Origin of the sequence: Micromonospora sp. WMMD730 (assembly GCF_049178955.1) — a bacterium.
Lineage (GTDB): Bacteria > Actinomycetota > Actinomycetes > Mycobacteriales > Micromonosporaceae > Micromonospora > Micromonospora wenchangensis.
The window spans coordinates 7,121,113-7,139,905 of record NZ_JBMHML010000002.1 but is presented as its reverse complement, the minus strand read 5'-3'; the positions used below and the strand labels follow the sequence as shown (position 1 = coordinate 7,139,905).

General features: G+C 75.4%; 15 protein-coding genes. 5 read left to right on the top strand and 10 right to left on the bottom strand.

Annotated features, from left to right (window positions below; genetic code table 11):
- Positions 1 to 205 precede the first annotated feature (205 nt).
- Positions 206 to 1,189: a DUF2690 domain-containing protein gene (locus tag ACN265_RS30630; RefSeq protein WP_421410848.1), complete on the top strand. Its 984-nt coding sequence runs from the start codon at positions 206 to 208 to the stop codon at positions 1,187 to 1,189.
- A gap of 45 nt (positions 1,190 to 1,234) precedes the next feature.
- On the opposite strand, the gene ACN265_RS30625 is transcribed toward ACN265_RS30630, so the two are convergent.
- The 6 genes from ACN265_RS30625 to pdhA all read right to left on the bottom strand — a co-directional run bounded on the left by ACN265_RS30625 (position 1,235) and on the right by pdhA (position 8,772).
- Positions 1,235 to 1,447 carry a hypothetical protein gene (locus tag ACN265_RS30625; protein ID WP_088641895.1) on the bottom strand — a complete coding sequence of 71 codons (213 nt, stop codon included), beginning with the start codon at positions 1,445 to 1,447 and terminating at the stop codon, positions 1,235 to 1,237.
- A gap of 112 nt (positions 1,448 to 1,559) precedes the next feature.
- Entirely contained in the window at positions 1,560 to 4,442 is a 2,883-nt protein-coding gene (locus tag ACN265_RS30620) for an LppU/SCO3897 family protein (RefSeq protein WP_421410847.1), read from the bottom strand.
- Positions 4,443 to 4,784: 342 nt separating this feature from the next.
- On the bottom strand, positions 4,785 to 4,922 hold the full coding sequence (locus tag ACN265_RS30615) for a hypothetical protein (protein ID WP_168222356.1): 138 nt from the start codon (positions 4,920 to 4,922) through the stop codon (positions 4,785 to 4,787).
- Positions 4,923 to 5,141: 219 nt separating this feature from the next.
- Entirely contained in the window at positions 5,142 to 6,602 is a 1,461-nt protein-coding gene (locus ACN265_RS30610) for a dihydrolipoamide acetyltransferase family protein (protein ID WP_421411699.1), read from the bottom strand.
- Positions 6,603 to 6,607: 5 nt separating this feature from the next.
- Positions 6,608 to 7,597 (bottom strand): alpha-ketoacid dehydrogenase subunit beta, encoded by a 990-nt coding sequence (locus ACN265_RS30605; RefSeq protein ID WP_420117876.1) that lies wholly within the window; start codon positions 7,595 to 7,597, stop codon positions 6,608 to 6,610.
- Positions 7,597 to 8,772: a pyruvate dehydrogenase (acetyl-transferring) E1 component subunit alpha gene (gene pdhA, locus ACN265_RS30600; protein WP_421410845.1), complete on the bottom strand. Its 1,176-nt coding sequence runs from the start codon at positions 8,770 to 8,772 to the stop codon at positions 7,597 to 7,599. Before pdhA ends, ACN265_RS30605 begins: the two co-directional genes overlap by 1 nt.
- Positions 8,773 to 9,284: 512 nt before the next feature.
- On the opposite strand from pdhA, the gene ACN265_RS30595 reads away from it, so the two are divergent.
- Together ACN265_RS30595 and ACN265_RS30590 are read left to right on the top strand one after the other, a co-directional pair.
- Positions 9,285 to 10,241, top strand: coding sequence for a hypothetical protein (locus ACN265_RS30595; protein WP_421410843.1), 957 nt, complete (start codon positions 9,285 to 9,287; stop codon positions 10,239 to 10,241).
- A gap of 209 nt (positions 10,242 to 10,450) precedes the next feature.
- Positions 10,451 to 11,002, top strand: coding sequence for a phosphatase PAP2 family protein (locus ACN265_RS30590; RefSeq protein WP_421410842.1), 552 nt, complete (start codon positions 10,451 to 10,453; stop codon positions 11,000 to 11,002).
- Between the two features lie 36 nt (positions 11,003 to 11,038).
- Here ACN265_RS30590 and ACN265_RS30585 read toward each other — a convergent pair whose 3' ends face one another.
- The gene (locus ACN265_RS30585) at positions 11,039 to 11,725 is read right to left on the bottom strand and encodes an NUDIX hydrolase (protein WP_421410840.1); all 687 of its coding nucleotides are present in this window, start codon (positions 11,723 to 11,725) and stop codon (positions 11,039 to 11,041) included.
- Between the two features lie 75 nt (positions 11,726 to 11,800).
- On the opposite strand from ACN265_RS30585, the gene ACN265_RS30580 reads away from it, so the two are divergent.
- Both ACN265_RS30580 and ACN265_RS30575 read left to right on the top strand, forming a co-directional pair.
- Positions 11,801 to 12,910 carry an SPFH domain-containing protein gene (locus tag ACN265_RS30580; protein WP_420115551.1) on the top strand — a complete coding sequence of 370 codons (1,110 nt, stop codon included), beginning with the start codon at positions 11,801 to 11,803 and terminating at the stop codon, positions 12,908 to 12,910.
- The gene (locus tag ACN265_RS30575; RefSeq protein WP_421410839.1) at positions 12,907 to 13,818 is read left to right on the top strand and encodes a hypothetical protein; all 912 of its coding nucleotides are present in this window, start codon (positions 12,907 to 12,909) and stop codon (positions 13,816 to 13,818) included. The genes ACN265_RS30580 and ACN265_RS30575 overlap by 4 nt, the downstream gene beginning before the upstream one ends.
- A gap of 16 nt (positions 13,819 to 13,834) precedes the next feature.
- Here ACN265_RS30575 and ACN265_RS30570 read toward each other — a convergent pair whose 3' ends face one another.
- From ACN265_RS30570 to ACN265_RS30560, 3 genes are all read right to left on the bottom strand, one after another.
- Positions 13,835 to 15,061 carry a hypothetical protein gene (locus ACN265_RS30570; protein WP_377683669.1) on the bottom strand — a complete coding sequence of 409 codons (1,227 nt, stop codon included), beginning with the start codon at positions 15,059 to 15,061 and terminating at the stop codon, positions 13,835 to 13,837.
- A 118-nt stretch (positions 15,062 to 15,179) separates the two neighbouring features.
- Positions 15,180 to 16,841, bottom strand: coding sequence for a GTPase (locus tag ACN265_RS30565; protein ID WP_421411697.1), 1,662 nt, complete (start codon positions 16,839 to 16,841; stop codon positions 15,180 to 15,182).
- A 17-nt stretch (positions 16,842 to 16,858) separates the two neighbouring features.
- Positions 16,859 to 18,718, bottom strand: a complete 1,860-nt coding sequence (locus tag ACN265_RS30560; protein WP_421410837.1) for an ABC transporter — start codon at positions 18,716 to 18,718, stop codon at positions 16,859 to 16,861.
- Between the last annotated feature and the right edge of the window lie 75 nt (positions 18,719 to 18,793).

Here is an 18,793-nt window from a genome sequence, read left to right as displayed (position 1 = left end):
GCTCCGTGCGGTCCGGTATCCCCGGGGCGAACGTCGATTTCGAGCCGAACGGATGCGTGTCAGGCCCGACACTCGCCGTGAGATCATATTCACCGGCACCTATCCGGCGGGTGGCTGCTCCGGGGTCGATCCTGTCGTGGCACCCGCCTGTAAAGCACTGGCTTGACGTGCGTTGACACCAGGGTTTACATGCAGGGGAGGGTCCATGACGGGTCGAAGCGGACGAGTCGGCGAGCAGGTTTCCGGCGAGGTCCGGCACCACCAGTTCGTCGCTGATCTCGCCCGGCTCCGGCGCGACGCCGGGCAGCCGTCACTACGCAGGATGTCGGCGACCGCCCACTACTCGCACACCGCGCTGGCGGGGGTGCTTGCCGGCACCCGCCTACCGTCGCTGGAGCTGACCCTGGCTTTCGTCCGGGCCTGTGGCGGCGACGAGGCGGCCTGGCGGGACCGGTGGCACCGGGAGGCCGCACTGGACCGGCCCGCCGGACCGGCCCCCGACGGGCCAGCGCTCACCGGGCCGGCAGCCGCCGGACCGTCGGATGAGTCGGTCCCGGGGCTACCGCCGTCGCCACCACTGGCGGCGGCCCGGCGCACACCGGGACCCCGGTGGGCACCGCTGCCCCGGTGGGCACTGGTCGCGGCGGCCGGGCTCACCGTGCTCGTCGCCGGCTCGGTCGTACCGATGATCGCCGACCGGGAACCCCGGACGAACCGGCCCTCGGACCGGGCGGTCGACGCGTCCCGCCCGGCACCCACCGACCCCGCAGCCACCGGCGGCACGCCGGTCCCCGACGGGGCGGACCCGCAGGAGGAACGCTGCCAGGTGGACGCGGTCAGCACGGAGACCGTCCCGGTGCCCGACCCCGACCCGACGCAGCCCACCTACGGCAGCCTGACCCTGCGTTACTCCCCGCGCTGCCAGGCGGCCTGGCCACTGTTCGTCTCCACCGAGCGGGTGCCGACCGGGGCGACCATCCGGCTGGCGGCCACCCGCCCCGCCGACGGCGCGGCCAGCCGGTTCGACTACCCGTTCATGATCAAAAGTCAGGTGTACAGCGTGTTCGGCAACGTGCTGCGGACCACGAGGGGCTGCGTGTCGGTCACCGTCGACATCACCGCGGCCGACAACCGCAGCGTCCTGGCCAGCGCGCGTACCCCGTGCGTGCAGCTCGGTGCCCGGACATGACACTGCCCCCCGCGCCGGTGCGGAGGGCAGTGGTCGGCCGGTCGGTCAGACGTGCTGGGTCTCGGTCGTCGACGGGTGCAGCTCGGCGGTGGTCTCCGTGACGAACCGGCCGGTGCTCGCGCTGCGGTTGACCTCCTGCTCCCCGCCATTGCCGACCTGCTCGGTGGTCGTGTGCCGGGGGTCCCGCTCGGTGGTGCCCTCCGTGACGAAGCGGCCGCTGCGCGCGCTGCGGTTGACCTCGTTCTCGTTGCCTGCCATGGGGTGACCTCCTCGGGCTACGTCAATGTCCTCTTAGACTGCCCACTCCGCGCGGCCCGAAACACCGACGGCGGGGACCCGGTCCACCCGGGTCCCCGCCGTCGGTACGTCGTTACTGGCCGGCCGGCTTGAGGCAGAGCACCCGGTCGACTCCGCCGCCCTGCAACACCACGTGCGGCTGGGTCGGGTCGGTGCACTTCTCCTTGGCGTCCACCTTGGAGACGACCGTGAAGGCACCCTGCTCGTCGCAGTTCGCCGCGCTCGCGCCGTTACCTGACTGCTTGACGCAGGAACCGACGGCCGGATTGAACGGGGCCGGCTTGTCGTCGTCCGAGCCGATCTTGCCGAGCAGCATCAGCAGGCCCAGCGGGACGGCCAGGATCAGCACCGCCGCGATCAGCACCAGGGCGAGCACCCGCCCGTTGCGTACCTTCGGCGTGGGCTGTTCGGCCTTCTGCTCCGGCTCGGCGTCCGGCTTGAACGCGTCGAAACGCCCCTGCTCCTGCTCCGGCTCACCAGGCCAACCCGTGGGGCCGGACGGCTGCCCGGCCGGCCCGAACTGCTGGCCGGCGGGCGGGAACGGGGAGGCGTACCCACCGTGGGCCGGGTCGTGCGCCGGGTGGCCGTACCCCGGCACGGGTGCGGCACCGGCCGGTGCGCCGCTGGTCGGGCCGGCCCCGAACGGCTCGGCCGGCCGGTCCGCCGGCCCGTGCGGACGGGTGCCGTTCATCGGGCGGTTGCTGCCCGCCGGGTCGGCGAAAGCGGGGATGCCGCCGCCGAACGCGGGCGGGGCGGCCGGTGGCGCGGACGACGGCGCGTCACCGCCGAAGCCGTGCTGCCGCTCCTGGTCGTCGAAGCGGGGACCGTCGAACCGGGTCCGGTCCTGGTCGTCGAAGCGGGGCTGCTCGGGGCCGTCGAACCGGGTGCGGTCCTGGTCGGCGAACCGGGCGTCGTGCTGCTCGGGCCGGCGGGGGTCGTGCTCCTCCGCCTCCTCCGGCGGCTCCGGGCGGGCCGGTCGGCCGTACACCCGGGGTTGCGGAACGACCGGGCCGGCCGGATGTGCCGCCTGGTCGTTCGGGGGTGCGACCCGGCTGGCCGTCGGCACCGAGGCGCTGGCCGAGGCGCGGCCGACCGCACCGGGCTCCCCGGCCTCGGCCGTCGGCACCTGGGCGCGGCCGGCACCCTCGGACTCGGGCGAAAGCCGCTGCGCGGGCAGTGCCGGGCCGGCCGGCAACTGCGGCTGCTCCGGCGCGCCCCAACCGGCGGCCTCGCGGCCGTGCGGCTGCTGGTCGCCGGGCCCTCCGAACGGGGCCGGCGGCACGTAGTCGGCCGGCGGAGCGGCGGCCAGGCTGGCCCCCGGCACGCGCTGCTCCTGGGGCGGGAGCGGCACCTTGTTGGCCGGGGAGATGCCGGGAGCGGGCCCCGGCTGGTAGATCGGCTGGTCATCGCCACGGCGGGGCTCCCAGCCGCCCTCGGCCGGCTGGCCGGCGGGCTCGGCGCGACCCCACGCCTGCTCGGGTGCCCACGGCTCGCCCTCCGGCACGACGGGGCGTTCGGCCCCGGGCCACGGCGGCTGCTGGTGGTCGTTGCCGGCCCAGGCGGGCGGACCGTCCGGCGCGGAGACCGAGGCGGACGCGCGCGCGGGTTGTTCCGGCGTCGCCCAGGCAGCCCCGGACTCCTGGTGCTCCGGCGACGGTACGGAGGCCGCACCCCGCTGCGCGACCGGTGCCGGCCACTCCTGACCCGACGCCGGGTCGTCCTGACGCGACTGGTCGGCGCGGGCGGGAGCGCCGCCCGGCCAGCCGTCGGGGGTGGCCTGCTCGTGCTGACCCTCCCACCGGGCCGTGGCCGGCTCGTCCGGCGCACCCCACGGCGGCTGCCGGTCGTCCCGCGTGCCGTTCGGCCAGTCACCGGGGCGGCCGGCGTCGTCCGGGCCGGGCCGGTTCGCGGCCCAGCCACCCGAGCGGGACGGATCGTCCTCGGTGGACCGGCTGTCGACACCTGCGGCGTTGCCCGCCGCCTGCGCGCCGGCCTCCGGCTGCGGCCAGGCCGCCGTCTGGTTCGTGGGCTCCGCCGGGGCCGGCACGGGCACCGAGGCCCGGCCGGCGGGGCGGTGCGCCTCGTCGGGGCGGGACGGTCCACGGGTGGCCCATCCGCCGGAGTTGCCGGGCCCGTCCTGCGGGCCCGCCGGCCAGCCACCCCGCGCCGGGTCGGCCCCGGCCCGGTCGTCACCCGGCCAGCCGTTGCCCCGGTTGGCATGGCCCCGGTCGGCGTCGGCGCGCTCGGCGTCGGCGCGGTCGTCGGCCGGCCAGCCGCCGGAGCGGGCCGGGTCGTCCTGCTGCGGTGCGGGGGCGGTGCCCCAGCCGTTGGTACCCGGGGTCGCTTCCCGCGCGGCGGCGTCCTGACCGGACCAGCCGGCGGGAGAGGTGGGGGCGGGGTCGGCCGGCGGGGACCAGCCGCCGCCGGCCGGGTTGTCCGGCTGCGGCACCCGGGCGGCGCCCCGGGCACCGGCCTCGGGCTGCGCCCAGGCCGGCGCGGGTTGCTCGGCCTGCGCCCAGCCGGATTCGTGCGACGGTGCCCAACCGGGCTGTGGCGAGGAGTCGGGCTTCCCGGCGGCCGGTGCGGGCGCGGCGGCCCAGGCGGGCTGCTCGGGCTGCCCCGCCCAGGCGGGCTGTGGCGGGCCGGCCGGTGGGGTCCACGCCTCGGTGGGCGGTGCCCCGCCGGGCGGCGGGTTCCACGCCTCGGTCGGCTCGGACTGCTGCGGAACCTGCGCTCCGCCCCAGGCCGCCGGCTGGTCGGGTGCCGACCAGGACGGGCCGGGCGGGTTGGCCCGGCCGGCGGGGGGTGGTGGGGCCCAGCCGAGGTCGGGGGTGGCGGGGACGCCGTACCCCGGGTCCTGCTGGGGCTGTCGGTCGCCGTACGGCGTCGGTCCACCGGAGCCCGGCGGCGCCTCGCCCGGCTCCTGGCCGGGACGGTGCTGGCCCTCGGACGTCATGGGTGCGCCTCCTCCATCACATGTCGGCCGCCGATGCCGTCCGTCCGGTCGGCCGTGTCGCCGGTGCCCGGCGGTTCGGCCGTGCGGTCTCCCCGCACGGTATCCGGTACGCGCGCGCGGCCCCCATGCAGCACCGGCCGTCACTCCGCGTCGCCGGACGGTGTCGATCGGCTTCCATCCGTCGCGATCGGTGTCCGGGTCGGCGGGTGGCGACCGGAACCACCGTACCGGGCGTCGTGGCGAGGCGGAATCCCGGTCTCAGCGGGTCCGGAACGCCGATGACCCGCCCGGGGCCCGGGCGGGTCATCGATCTGGAGGAGGGAGAGGAAAGTCGGTGCCGGGTCAGCTCATGTGACGCTGGGCGATCGCGAGGATCTCCTCGCGGACCGCCGGCGAGTTGGCGGAGCGCAGCGCGTGCTCGATGGCACGGGCCCGACGGTTGGCGTCACGACGGGTGCGGATTCGCTCGATCATGCTCATGGTGGTCTCTCCTCCGGCTATTCGGTTGTCAGCCCCTTGATGACTCCATTGAACACCCATCGGGCGGCGATCGCCATCGATTATTAGGTGAGCTGCAACACGGGCCTAAGGATCGTAGGTCAAAGAGCGATCTGGGCCACTATTTCTTCCCTCAACGGCAACGGCCGGTGTGCCGGGCGTTCACCCTGTGCACACCGGCCGTGGCCGGAACGTCGCCGGTCAGGTCCAGGCGAGCAGCGCCGCCTCCGGGTCGGCGAGGAAGTCCCCGATGTCCCGCAGGAACTTCGACCCCAACTCGCCGTCGATGATCCGGTGGTCGAAGGAGAGCCCCAGGGTGGTCACCTGGCGCGGCTTGACCTTGCCCTTGTGGACCCACGGCAGTTCGCGGACCGCGCCGAAGGCCAGGATCGCCGACTCGCCAGGCGGCAGGATCGGGGTGCCGGTGTCCACCCCGAACACCCCGACGTTGGTGATCGTCAGGGTGCCGCCGGACATGTCCGCCGGGGAGGTCTTCCCCGCCTTGGCCTTCTGCACCAGACCCGTCAGCGCATCCGCCAGCTCACGCAGCGTGAGCCGGCCGGCGTCCTTGATGTTCGGCACGATCAGGCCGCGCTCGGTGGCCGCCGCGATGCCCAGGTTGACGTACTCCTTGACGACGATCTCGTCGCCGGCCCAGGTGGAGTTGACCATCGGGTGCCGCCGGACCGCCAACAGCACCGCCTTGGCGACCAGCAGCAACGGCGAGACCCGTACGTCGCGCCAGTCCCGTCGCCCGCGCAGCCGGTCCAGCGCCTTCATCGTCCGGGTCACGTCCACGGTCAGGAACTCCGTGACGTGCGGGGCGGTGAAGGCCGAGCGGGACATGTTCTCGGCGGTCAGCCGGCGTACCCCCTTGACCGGGATGCGCTGCTCGCGGTCCGCGCCGAAGCTCGCGGCCGAGGTGACAGGTGGCGTCGCCGCCGCCGGCTCGGCCGCCACCGTGCTCCCCGCCACCGCCCGCTGGACGTCCTCCCGCGTGATCGACCCCAGCGGCCCCGACCCCACCAGCGCACCCAGATCGACCCTGAGATCCTTGGCGAGCTTGCGCACCGGCGGCTTCGCCAGCACCGCACCACCCACGCTCCGTCGATCATGGACTGGTGGTGCCGGTTTCGCAGGGGCAGGGACGTTCTTGTCCCCCGCCACAACCCCATGATCGGCGGGAGCTGGGGTGGGGGCGGGGGAACGGCGGGGGCGGCGTTTGGCGGGGGCGTTGCGGGGGCCGTAGCCGACCAGGACGGCCGTTCGGCCACCCGGGGCTACGCCGCCGATCAGGCCCGGCTCGACCATGCCCTCTGATGGGGCCACCTGCACCGCGGCCAGGGAGGCGGCCGAGGGGGTGGGCAGGGTCGACGCGGCGGCGGCGGTCGTCGACTCCGGCACCGGCCCGGCACCCGGGTCGGTGTCGATCGCGATGATCGGCGTGCCGACCTCGACCGTGCTCCCCTCCGGGTGGAAGATCGACCGCACCTCACCGGCCCACTTCGCCGGGATCTCCACGGCCGCCTTGGCCGTCTCCACCTCGACGATCGGCTGGTTCAGCTCGATGACGTCGCCCACCTTGACCAGCCAGGCGAGGATCTCGCCCTCGGTCAGGCCCTCGCCCAGGTCGGGCAGGTTGAACTCCTTGATCCGGGACATCGCGCTCACCAGCCGAAGGTGCGGTCGACGGCGTCGAGCACCCGGTCGAGGTCGGGCAGGTACTCCTCCTCCACCCGGCTGGCCGGGTAGGGGGTGTCGAAACCGGTGACCCGCAGCACCGGCGACTCCAGGGAGTAGAAGCACTCCTCGGTGATCCGGGCCGCGATCTCCGAGCCCAGCCCCAGGTTGCCCGGGGCCTCGTGGACGACCACACATCGGCCGGTGCGCCGCACCGACTCGTACGCGGCGGTCAGGTCCAGCGGGGAGAGCGTACGCAGGTCGACGACCTCCAGCTCCCGGCCGTCCTCGGCGGCGGCGGTCGCCGCGTCCAGCGCGGTGCGCACCATCGGGCCGTACGCCAGCACGGTCGCGTCGGTGCCCGCCCGCACCACCCGGGCGGCGTGCAGCGGGTACGCCCCGGACAGCGGGGCGTCCAGGTCGACCGGACCCTTCTCCCAGTAGCGGCGCTTGGGCTCCAGGAAGACGATCGGATCGTCCGAGGCGATGGCCTGCTGGATCATCACGTACGCGTCCTGCGGGTTGGCGCAGGTCACCACCTTCAGCCCGGCGGTGTGCGCGAAGTACGCCTCCGGCGACTCGGAGTGGTGCTCGACCGCGCCGATGCCGCCGCCGTAGGGGATCCGGATCACCATCGGGATGGTGACCTTGCCCTGCGAGCGGTAGTGCATCTTGGCCACCTGCGACACGATCTGGTCGTACGCCGGGTAGACGAAGCCGTCGAACTGGATCTCGCAGATCGGCCGGAAGCCCCGGATGGCCAGGCCGACGGCGGTGCCGATGATGCCGGACTCGGCCAGCGGGGTGTCGATCACCCGCTGGTCGCCGAAGTCCTTCTGCAGGCCGTCGGTGATCCGGAAGACGCCGCCGAGCTTGCCGACGTCCTCGCCCATGATGACGACCTTCGGGTCGTTCTCCAGGGCGCGGCGCAGGCCGGTGTTGAGGGCCTTGCCCATGGTGAGCGTCTCCGTGGCCATCAGTGCGCGCTCCCCTCGAACGACTCCAGGTACCTGCTGAACTGGGCCCGCTGGGCGTCCAACTCGGGCGAGCCGTGCGGGTAGACGTGGTCGAACATGCTGACCGGCTGCGGGTCGGGCAGGTTCAGCACCCGTTCGCGCAGGTGCACCGCCTCGGCGCGGGCCTGCTCGTCGACCTCGGCGAAGAAGTCGGCGTCGGCGAGCTGCTGCCGTTCGAGGAACGCCTTCATCCGGGCGATCGGGTCCTTGGCCTGCCAGGCCTCGACCTCGCTGGCGATCCGGTAGCGGGTCGGGTCGTCGGAGGTGGTGTGCGCGCCCATCCGGTAGGTGTACGCCTCGATCAGGCTGGGGCCCTGGCCGAGCCGGGCGTTGTCCAGCGCGTGCCGGGTCACCGCGTACGAGGCGAGCACGTCGTTGCCGTCGACCCGGACGCCGGGGAAGCCGAAGCCACCGGCCCGCCGGTAGAGCGGGACCCGGGTCTGGCGCTCCAGCGGCTCGGAGATGGCGTACTGGTTGTTCTGGCAGAAGAACACCAGCGGGGCGTTGAAGACGCTGGCCCAGACGAACGCCTCGTTGACGTCGCCCTGGCTGGTGGCGCCGTCGCCGAAGTAGGCGATCACCGCCTCGCCGTCCTCGGTGCCGGTCTTGCCGTCCATGTGGACGCCCATCGCGTACCCGGTCGCGTGCAGGGTCTGCGCCCCGATGACGATCGTGTACATGTTGAACTTGAACTCGTTCGGGTCCCAGCCGCCCTGGTCGACGCCGCGGAACAGGCCGAGCGGCATGATCGGGTCGATGCCCCGGCAGTAGAGGACGCCGTGCTCCCGGTAGGTCGGGAAGGCCATGTCCTGGCTGCGCAGCGCCCGCCCGGAGCCGACCTGGGCCGCCTCCTGGCCGAGCAGCGAGGCCCACAGGCCCAGCTCGCCCTGCCGCTGCAGGGCGGTCGCCTCGGCGTCGAGCTTGCGGACCAGCACCAGGTCGCGGTAGAGGCCGCGGTACTCCTCGTCGGTGAAGTCGACGCGGTACTCGGTGCCGTCCGGCCCGGTCGCGCTCTCGATCCGGTCGCCGGCCGGGGTGAGCAGCTGTACGAGTTCCGGCTCGCCGGTCGTGGCCCGCCGGGACCGGGGTGCGGCTCGCCGGCCGCGGCTGGAGACCGCAGGGTCGCCCTTTGCCATCCGTCTCTCCCTGTCGTGTCTGTGCCCGAGCCGGGGGGTCACCCGTCCGCGCACAACGTGCGCCGGCCCGGCTGTTGCCGGACTGGTTCCTGGCGGTCGTGCCTGGCCCCGGTGGGGGTTGCCGCACGACCTGAGCCGGATCCATGGGTCGAACCCGGTTCGGGAGCGTCGGCCACCAGCCACGCCTGCCACGGGGTACGCGGAGGGGCGGCTGCGTTGCCGTCGTGCCTGAATGATTGCAGAGGAGGTGAGCGGCCCCACAGTATGGCCCTCCCGCTGGTGGCGACATGTCCGCTTGGTGACCCGTGGACTTTTTTGTCGTGACGCCGGCCGTGCTGCTGACCGTGCCGGCCGGGTGACGGACTTTTTGTGTGTCGACACGCTGTGGTGCCTGGTGAACTGGGCGTCACTGGGTCAAGCTGACCGGTATTGGTGGGCGTTTGGCGAATAATGTCCGTTCTGATCCGTGCTGCCCACCGGCGAACACGTCCAGGTCGACGAGGGAGTGTGCGGTGTCCGAGCCAGGTGACGGTCCTCCGATCCCCCTCCTCGGGCGGCACCGGGCCGGCGGCGGCAGCTACCGGCGGATGATCGGCGTGCACCGGGCCCCGGGCCTGGGCGGACCGCACCGGGGCTACCTGTTCACCGTCGCCCTGCTCGCCGGGGCCGCCTCCATGCCGGTCCTCGCCGCGATCAGCGCCGGCTCCGCCACCGTGGGCAGCACCGCGCTGCCGGACGGCGGCACCCCGTTCCTGCCCACCCCGTCGGTCGGCCCGGTCGTCGTCCCGGTGCCCGCCACCGGCCAACCGGCCCTGCCGCCGACCGGCCCGGCCGGCGCGCCCCCGCCCCCCACGCCCGCCCCGGTCCCGGGCACCGGCGGTACCGGTGCCACCCACCGTCCCGCGCCGCCCCCGGCGGCCCCCGCCGCGACCCCCCGTCCCGTCCCCCGGACGCACGCACCGGCCGCCCCGGCCCACCCCACCCCCACCTCGCCGAGCGCCGCGCCGAGCCCGAGTACGGCACCGAGCCCGAGCGCGGAACCGAGCGCCGAGCCGACGACCACGTTCTCCGAACCGCCCCCGGACCCGTCGCCGACCTCGGCGCCCCCCGACACCCCCACCCCGGTACCCACGCCCGAGCCGACCCCCGGCCCGACATCGACCCTGGAACCCGGCCCGACGCCGGGGCCCACGGTCGGACCGTGCCCCACCGTCACGGTCACCGTGGTCCCCACCCCGCGCCCCCGGCCCACCGTGACGGCCATCCCGACCCGGGCCCCCCGCGTCGTCCGGCCGCGGGACGAGGCCCGTCGCGTGCCGCGCGTCGGAGCGCCACCCGTGGGTGCGTCGACCCCGGCCGCCCGCCCGTCGGCCACCCCGGCCCCCACGCCGCAGACGCCGGCGATACCCGCGCCGACCAGCCACGACGGCACCGACCCGGACGGTACGGTGACGAACGACGCCGGCTGAACCCTCCACGGTGCGGACGCCGCCGGCCGGCCGACCGGCGCGACGGACCGGCCGGCACGACATGCGGGGGCGGAACGCTGAGTACGCGCGACGAGGGCGGTGACCGGCCGGCGGGCGACCCCGGACCACCCCCGGCCCGCGACGTCCCGTCCGCCCCCGGTCAGGTCCCCGTCGGGCCGGCGGGGGCGGCGACCCGGGTGGCCCGGTGGGTGACCGAGGCGACCGCGCCGGCCGTGCTGGTCACCGGGCTGACCGTGGTGATCGGTTGGCACGGCGCGGGTGGCGTACGGGGGTTGGTCTGGGGTCTGCTCGCCACGGTCTTCGCCGCCGGCATCCCGTTCGCGTACGTCCTCAACGGGGTGCGGCGGGGCCGGCTCACCGACCACCACATCGGTCGGCGTGAGCAACGCCGGGTGCCGCTGCTGTTCGGCCTGGTCTCGGCCGTCGCCGGGCTGGCCCTGCTCGCGGCGCTCGGTGCGCCGCGCCCGGTGCTGGCCCTGGTCGCGACCGGGGTGGTCGGTCTGGTGGTGGCGGTGTCGGTCAGCCACTGGTGGAAGATGTCGATCCACTCGGCGGTGGCCGCCGGCACGCTGGTGGTGCTGGTGCTCACCTTCGGCCCCCGGCTGCTGCCGGCCGTCCCGCTGCTCGGCCTGGTCGGCTGGTCCCGGGTCCGGCTGCGCGACCACACCGTCGCGCAGGTCGTGACCGGCGGGCTGGTGGGTGCCCTGGTGGCCGGGTTGGTCTTCGCAGCGCTGTCCTGAGCCTGCCGTCGCCGGGCGGTCGGCACGCCGGGGCCGTCAGGGTTCGGGGCGGAGCATGGGCGGGTGGAGCCGGGTCGCCGGGCCCCGGCGGAACAGTTGGGCGGGTCGTCCCCGGTCGCCCTCGGTGGCGCGGCCGACGGGGCTGACGAAGCCGGGGGTGCCGGTGACCTTCCGGTGGAAGTTGCGCGGGTCCAGCCGGGTGCCCCAGACCGTCTCGTAGACCGCCCTCAGTTGGGCCACGGTGAACTCGGGTGGGCAGAACGCGCCGGCCAGCGGGGTGTACTCCAGCTTCGCGCGGGCCCGTTCCAGCCCGTCGGCGACGATCCGGTCGTGGTCGAAGGCGAGTAGGCCGGGGCTGAGCCGGGTGACCGGCACCCACTCCGCCGAGGCGGCGTCCGAGCCGGCGACGGGGGCGGGCAGGTCGGGCAGCAGCGCCAGCCAGGCCACGGTGACCACCCGCCCGCGCGGGTCGCGGCCCGGTCGGCCGTACGTGCCGAGCTGTTCCAGGTGGCCGACCGGCTCCGGTAGCCCGGTTTCCTCGGTCAGCTCCCGGGCGGCGGCGTCGGGCAGGTCCTCGTCGATGCCGACGAAGCCGCCCGGCAGCGCCCACCGGCCCCGGTCCGGCGGGATGCCCCGGCGGACGAGCAGCAGGTGCAACGCGTCGGCGCGCACGGTGAGCACCACCAGGTCCACCGTCACGGCGAAGGGCGGGTAGTCGGTCATCTTTTTATCACCACCTTGACGATAACTTAGCAGAGTGGTTATCGTCGTAGCGACGAAAAAGGGGAGGGTGAAGCCATGGCCGACGTGACGCGACGACTCTTCCTGCGCCACCTGCGCGGGACACCGACCAACTGGGTACGGCTGCACGTCGCCGGGCGGGTCCGGCGGGAGGGCACCGGCCAGTCGTTCTGGTACCGGCCACTGACCGCCGTGCTGAGCGAGGTGCCGGTGGACGACCGGGAGCTGCCGCTGCTCTTCCACGCCCGCACCGGCGACTTCGCCGACATCACCGTCCAGGCCACCGTGACCTACCGGGTGGCCGACCCGGCGCTCGCCGCCGCCCGGCTCGACTTCTCGATCGACCCGCGCACCGGTAAGGCCCGCTCCCGCCCCCTCGACCAGGTGGCCACGCTGCTGGCCGAACTGGCCCAGCAACCCGCCCTCGACCTGCTCGCCCGGGTGCCGCTGGCCGAGGCGCTGACCACCGTGGCACCCGTGCGGGAGGCGGTCTCCGCCGCGCTCGGCGCCGAGCCCCGGCTCGCCGACATCGGCGTCGCCGTGGTCAGCGCCCGGGTCGTCGCCGTCCGGCCCGAACCGGAACTGGAACGCGCCCTGCAGACCCCCACCCGGGAGGCCGTGCAGGTGCAGGCCGACCGGGCCACGTACGCCCGCCGGGCCCAGGCCGTCGAGCAGGAACGCGGCATCGCCGAGAACGAACTCCAGAACAAGATCGAGCTGGCCCGCCGGGAGCAGCAGCTCGTCGAGCAGCACGGGGCGAACGCCCGCCGCCGGGCCGAACTCGACGCCGCCGCCGAACTGGCCAGCGCCCACGGCAAGGCGGAACGGGAAACGGTCGCCAACACCGCCGCCGCCGACCGGGCCCGGGTGCTCGCCACCGCCGAGGCCGAGAAGGAGCGCCTGCTCGCCGCCGGTGCCGCCGACAAGGAACGGACGCTCGCCCTGGCCAAGGCCGAGACGGTACGCGCCGTCGGTGCCGCCGAGGCCGAGGCGGAGGCGGCGAAACTGGCCACGTACGCCGAACTGCCGCCGGCGGTGCTGCAGGCCCTCACCGTCCGGGAACTCGCCGGTCAGCTCCCCCCGATCGGCCAGCTCACGGTCACCCCGGACCTGCTCGCCGACCTGCTCGGCCGGCTCACCGGCCCGACCGGGGCGGTCGACCGGTGAGCGCCACCCTGGCCCCCCGGGTGGTGGTCGTGCGCCGCCCCAGCGAGCTGGACGAACTGCTCGCCCGGCACGGCACCCGGGCGGCGGCCCAGTGGTACCTGCGCGCCCGGGGGCGGGACCTGGCCGAGGTGGTGGACCGGCACGAGGCCCTCCAGAGCGCGCTGACCGCGGTCGCGGCCGCCGTCCCCGCCGACTGGCGACGCGGCACGGTGAACCGCGACGACCTGCCCCGGTTCCTGTTCGGGCCGGAGGACGTCGTCGTCGCCGTCGGCCCGGACGGACTGGTCGCCAACGTGGCGAAGTACCTCAGCGGGCAGCCCGTCGTCGGCGTCGACCCGGAACCGGGCCGCAACGCCGGGGTGCTGGTCCGGTGCACCGGCGACCAGGTGGCCGCCCTGCTGCCGGCGGTGGTGGCCGGGACCGCGCCGCTGCGGCACCGGGCCATGGTCCGGGCCACCCTCGACGACGGCCAGGAACTGGTCGGCCTCAACGAGGTGTACGTCGGGCACCCCTCCCACCAGTCGGCCCGCTACCTGCTCGACGTCACCTCCGACGGCCGACCCCGCCGGGAGCGGCAGTCGTCCTCCGGGGTGGTCGTCGGCACCGGCACCGGGGCCACCGGCTGGTGCGCCTCCATCGCCCGGGGCCGGCCGGCCGCCGTCACGCTACCCGCCCCGCAGGAGCCGGCGCTGTGCTGGTTCGTCCGGGAAGCGTGGCCCTCCCCGGTCACCGGGGCCGACCTGGTCGCCGGTCGCCTCGACGGCACCGGCACGCTGGAGCTGACCGCCGAGTCCGACGGCCTGGTGGCCTTCGCCGACGGCCTGGAGACCGACCGGTTGACGCTGCGCTGGGGCCAGCGCATCCGCCTCGACGTCGCCCCCGGCCGGCTGACCCTGGTCGAACCCTGACCGGCGGTCCGGCCGGTCAGGGGGTGTCGTCGCCGAGGCGCTGCCGGTTGGCCTCGATCCAGGCGTCCAGCGCGACCGGGTCGTCCGGGTCGACGCCGTCGGCCATCAACTGGGCCACCGCCGCCGTCGCCGGGCTGCGCCGCTCACCTGTCGAATAGAGCCTGGCGAACTCCGGCACCAGCTCCTCGATCGCCTCGTCGGTCTGGGTGACGGCCCGCTCGGGCAGCCCCCGCCGCCGCGCCGCGAACGCCGCCCAGGCGCGCAGCACCCGGGGCAGCATCGCCGCGTCGTCCATGTCCAGCACGGCCCGCCGGTGCACCCAGTCGAGCAGGAACAGCCCGGCCACCGCCGGGCTCCAGCGCAGCGGATCGGCGTCCGGGAAGCTCGCCGCGTGGTCGAAGAGCAGACCGAGGCAGAAGTGCAGCGAGGCCAGCTCGGCGTCGCCGTCGAGGGTGTTCAGCCCGTACCGGGCCGCCTCGGGGGCGGCCAGGAAGGCCCGGACCAGCGCGGTGCGTTCGTCGCTGGAGAGCGGCTCGGTGGGCCAGCCGGTGGTGTCGGCACCCGCCTGCGGCAACACCGCCAACCGCGCCCCGACCAGCGCCCGGTCGGTGGCGAGCGAACCCTCGGCGGGCAGGTCACCGAGGTCGTCGGTGATCTCCAGGTGGCGGCCCACCTCGCCGTGCATCCGGGCCGGATCCTCCTCCCGGAACCAGGTCAGGTCGTCGTCGGCGCACATCTGCCGGACCTGCGCGAGGATGCGTTCGGCCGGACCGCCGACGAAGACGTCCTTGGTGATGCCGATGTTGTGGTCGATCAGCGCGACCAGGGCGTGCTCCGGGCCGCCCGACTCGTCGTCGTAGGCGAAGGTGGCCAGGTAGGAGGTCTGGTCGCCGTACACGTCGCCGTAGGACCAGGTGCCGGTGAGGTGGACCCGGCCGAGCTGGCCGGCCCAGGCCGGCGCCTGCGCGCCGGGGCGGACCTTCGCCGCGCCCTCGGCGGTCGGGACCAGCGCGGCGAAGACCTGCCGGATGGTGGTGGCGGCGGCCGTGCGGCGGCGTGAGGTGGCGGCGAGGAAACCGGAGACGAATTCCCGGACCGCCGTTTCCCGGTCGGTCTCGGCGATCGCGTAGACGCTGCCCAGCAGCGCCGTGCCGAGCATCTCGGCGTCGAGCGCGCAGTCCAGCCTGGTCACGTCGCGGGCGGCGGACAGCACCGCGTCGTAGGGGGTCTGTGGCGTGGCCATGGCACGACCCTACGCCGCCGCGCCGCCCCGGACACCCGTGCCGACGTCCGCGTTCGCCGGCCGGTGGTCGGCGTCCGTCGATGGCCGCCGGGCCGCTGGCGTTCCCCGCCGGGGCCGGTCAGCCGGCGGCGTCCTGCCAGGCGCGGCGGGCGAGGGCGTACCGGTCGACGAGGTCGCGGACGGGGGTGAGGACGTACTCCGCGCCGACCCGGGCGACCTCCTCGGTGAGCCGCCCCTCGGCCCGCTGCCGGGCCCGCCGGGCCGCCCACCGGATCACCGGCCCGGTCACCGCCGCCACCAGCAGGCCGGCGAGCAACCCGCCGAGCAGCAGCACGGTGGGCAGCGGCGTCTCGCCCACCCGGGGGTACTCCAGCGCCGGCAGCCCGAGGGCGCGCAGCGCGTACCCGAGCACCAGCCAACCCAGCCCGACCACGGCGGCGAGGGTGACCAGCCACTGGACGCCGCCCACCAGCCGCCACCACAGCGGCCGGCGCTCCATGCCCAGGTCGGTGGCGGCGACCGCCGCGTCGAGTGCGTCCGGCAGGTCGGCCAGGCGGGACCGGGCCGCGGCGGTCACCGCAGCCGGCCAGGGGGCGGGCAGGTCCCCGCCGGAGCGGTCGCCGACCGCGCGGATGGCCAGCCCGAGAGCGGACTGCTGGGCGGCCGTCGGTTCGGGCACCGAGGTCGCCGCGAGCGGGGCCTGCGCCGGCTGCTGCGGATCGGTCGCCGGGCCGGTCAGGTGCAGCCGGCGCAGCGGGTCGGGGCGCAGCCGCCGCCAGCCGCGGACCAGCGGCCAGCCGGTCGCGGCACCGGCCCGCTGCCGGTACGCCCCCTCGACCGCCGCCGTCACGGTGGGCACCCCGGCCGCGTCGGCCAGCGCCCGGTCCAGGGTGCGGATCGTCTCCGCGTCCGGGGTGTGCCCGGGTGCCTCGACGGCGACCAGTTCCCCCAGCGCGGCCGTCACCGAGTCGGCGTCGCCCCAGAGCCGGCGCAGCGCGGCCTGCCGGTCCGACACCGCCCGTTCCAGCGCCTCCCGCAGCCCGGTCATCCCGTTCGGCTCGACCGCCGTGGTGGCCAGCAGCGGCACCCCGTCGAGCCCGTCGACGTCGAGCAGCCGGCGCAGGTCGGCCAGCACCCGGGGCAGCTCGGCCGGGGGCAGCCGGTCGGCCTGGTTGAGCACCACCACCGTCACCTCCCGGTGCCGGTGGAACTCGCGCAGGTAGCTGTTGTGGATCACCCGGTCGGCGTACTTCTGCGGGTCGACCACCCAGACCACCAGGTCGACCAGGCCGAGCAGGCGGTCCACCTCCAGCCGGTGGGACCGCTGCACCGAGTCGAAGTCGGGCAGGTCGAGCAGGATCAGACCGTGCAGGGCCGACTCGTCGTCACCGTCGAGCGCGCTCTCCCGGACGAACCGGTGCCGGGGCAGCACGCCCACCCAGTCGAGCAGCCGGTTGCCGCCGTCCAGCGGCCCCCAGACGCAGGCGTGCGCGACACCGGTGGTCGGCCGGCGCACCCCGACCGGGGAGAGTTCCATCCCGGCCAGGGAGTTGAACAGGCTGGACTTGCCGCTGCCGGTGGCCCCGGCCAGCGCCACCACCGTGTGGTCCCGGGACAGCGCCAACCGGGTTCCGGCCCGCTCGACCAGGGTGTGCGCGCCGACCAGCCGGGTGTCGGGCACCTCGCCGTCGACCGCGCCGAGGAACCGGCGCACCGCGTCGAGCCGGGCCACCAGGGCGTCGGCGTCGACACGCTTGTCACCCCGGAGCGCCTCGCGCATCCGGCCGACGATGTTGGTCACCGGATGCCGTCCTCGGGGGTCGGGGTCGGGGTCGGGGTCGGTAGCGCCGGGCCGGCCTGGTCGGCGAGGCCGCTGCGGTGCCGGGCCACCTCGACCCGGGCGGCGGCCCGACGCAGGCCGGCGGCGGCCTCCGGACCGGGCCGGGCGGCGTCGGTGCGGGCCAGGTAGCGGGCCGCCTCCTCGTCGAGCAGCGTGCGGACCCGCTCCAGCAGGTCGCCCCGGGCCTTCGCGGCGAGGGTACGCACCGCCTGGTCGCCGAAGATCGCCTGGAGCACGGCCTGCGCGGCGACCGTGGTGCCCGCCCCGGTCGCCACCTCCAGACCGGTGGGGATGAACGCGGTGGAGGCGAAGACGGCGATCATCACGGCCAGCCCGGTGGCGTTGACCGCGTACGCGGCCGTACGGGCCACGAACCGCCGGTCGCCGCCCTCCTCCCGGACCAGCTCCAGCACGGCACGCTGCCAGTCCCGGACCAGCCGTTCGGCCCGTTCGGGCAGGTCGGCCGAGGCGTGCGCAAGCGACGGTTCGAGCAGTGCGGCCCCGGCGGGGTGCGCCTTCCAGGCGGTGTACGTGTGCTCCGCAGCCTCGGCGGCGACCCCGCGCAGCAGGGTCACCAGTTGCGACTCGATGGCGTTGCGCAGCTCGGTGGCGGGGGTGGCGGGCCGGCCGGTGACCGCGGCGACGAGCCGGTCGCGCAGCCTGCCGATCCGGGCCTCCAGCGTCCGGAAGAACTCCCCGGTGCCGACGAACTCCTGCCAGCGGGCGAGCACCTCGCCACGCAGCAGCCGGCCGTCCTTCATGCCCTCGGCCACGGTGCGGTGCGCGCCCTGGTAGGCGGCCCGGACCCGGTCGTCCAGCGCGTCGGCGGCGGCCACCTGCTCGTCGGCGGCGTCGGCGAGTGCCTCGACCGTGGGGTGCAGGGAGGCGAGCGCGCCGTCCAGGGTCTGCCGGACCACGGCGGCGCGGGCCTCGGCGTCGGCGGCGAGCCGGGCGAACCAGCCGCCCAGCGGCGCGGTCACCCGGTCGGGCAGCAGGCCCTGGCCGTCGACCCAGGTCTCGGGCAGGACGAACAGCGGCGCCGCGCCCAGCTCCTGGGCGGCGAGCATCTCGGACAGGTGGGCGGCGATCTCGTCGGCGGCCTCGGGGGGCACCCGGTCGAGCACCATGGCGATCGAGGCCCCCCGGGAGCGGGCGGCGCGCAGCAGCTCCCACGGGACGGCGTCGGCGTACCGGGCGGCGGTGGTGACGAAGAGCCAGAGATCGGCGGCGGCGAGCAGCTGGCCGGCGAGGGCGCGGTTGGCGTCGACCACCGAGTCGATGTCGGGGGCGTCGAGGAAGGCCAGCCCCGGTGCGAGCGCGGGGGCGGTGACCAGGTGCAGGGTGCCCGGGTCCTCGCTGGGCTCGTTGGTGCGGGTCAGGCCGGGCAGCAGCTCGCCCTGGCGGAACCAGGCGGCGTCGGCGGGGTTGCAGACCAGCACCGGGGAGCGGGTGGTGGGGCGCAGCACCCCGGCGGCGCTCACCCGGGCCTGGACCAGGCTGTTGACCAGTGTGGACTTGCCCGCACCGGTGGAGCCGCCGACGACCACGAGCAGCGGGGCGTCGAGCCGGGCCAGCCGGGGCAGCAGGTAGTCGTCGAGCTGGTCGGTCAGCGCCCGGCCGGTGTGCCGCGCCGGCTCGGCCGAGGGCAGCGCCAGCGGGAACCGGGCCGCGCCGATCGCGGCCCGCAGGCCGGTGAGGGCGGCGGGCAGGCCGTCTCCGGTGGGGCCGGGCGGCGTCTCGTCGGTCTCCGACGACCCGGTGCGGGCGGCGACGGTGGGCGCGCCGGACCGGGTGGCGGGATCGCCGTGCGTCGTCACCGCTAAAGCGTGCCCGACCGATGCAACAGAGACAACCGGAGGGTAGTAACGGTCAGGTTGCGTCGGGTCGGCTCA

Excerpts from the sequence above, each read along its gene's own strand:
- ACN265_RS30605 (WP_420117876.1), bottom strand. The coding sequence starts at position 7,597 with ATGGCCACGGAGACGCTCACCATGGGCAAGGCCCTCAACACCGGCCTG.
- ACN265_RS30620 (WP_421410847.1), bottom strand. The coding sequence starts at position 4,442 with ATGACGTCCGAGGGCCAGCACCGTCCCGGCCAGGAGCCGGGCGAGGCG.
- ACN265_RS30630 (WP_421410848.1), top strand. The coding sequence starts at position 206 with ATGACGGGTCGAAGCGGACGAGTCGGCGAGCAGGTTTCCGGCGAGGTC.
- ACN265_RS30615 (WP_168222356.1), bottom strand. The coding sequence starts at position 4,922 with ATGAGCATGATCGAGCGAATCCGCACCCGTCGTGACGCCAACCGTCGG.
- ACN265_RS30565 (WP_421411697.1), bottom strand. The coding sequence starts at position 16,841 with ATGCGCGAGGCGCTCCGGGGTGACAAGCGTGTCGACGCCGACGCCCTG.
- ACN265_RS30580 (WP_420115551.1), top strand. The coding sequence starts at position 11,801 with ATGGCCGACGTGACGCGACGACTCTTCCTGCGCCACCTGCGCGGGACA.
- pdhA (WP_421410845.1), bottom strand. The coding sequence starts at position 8,772 with ATGGCAAAGGGCGACCCTGCGGTCTCCAGCCGCGGCCGGCGAGCCGCA.
- ACN265_RS30625 (WP_088641895.1), bottom strand. The coding sequence starts at position 1,447 with ATGGCAGGCAACGAGAACGAGGTCAACCGCAGCGCGCGCAGCGGCCGC.
- ACN265_RS30570 (WP_377683669.1), bottom strand. The coding sequence starts at position 15,061 with ATGGCCACGCCACAGACCCCCTACGACGCGGTGCTGTCCGCCGCCCGC.
- ACN265_RS30610 (WP_421411699.1), bottom strand. The coding sequence starts at position 6,602 with ATGTCCCGGATCAAGGAGTTCAACCTGCCCGACCTGGGCGAGGGCCTG.
- ACN265_RS30585 (WP_421410840.1), bottom strand. The coding sequence starts at position 11,725 with ATGACCGACTACCCGCCCTTCGCCGTGACGGTGGACCTGGTGGTGCTC.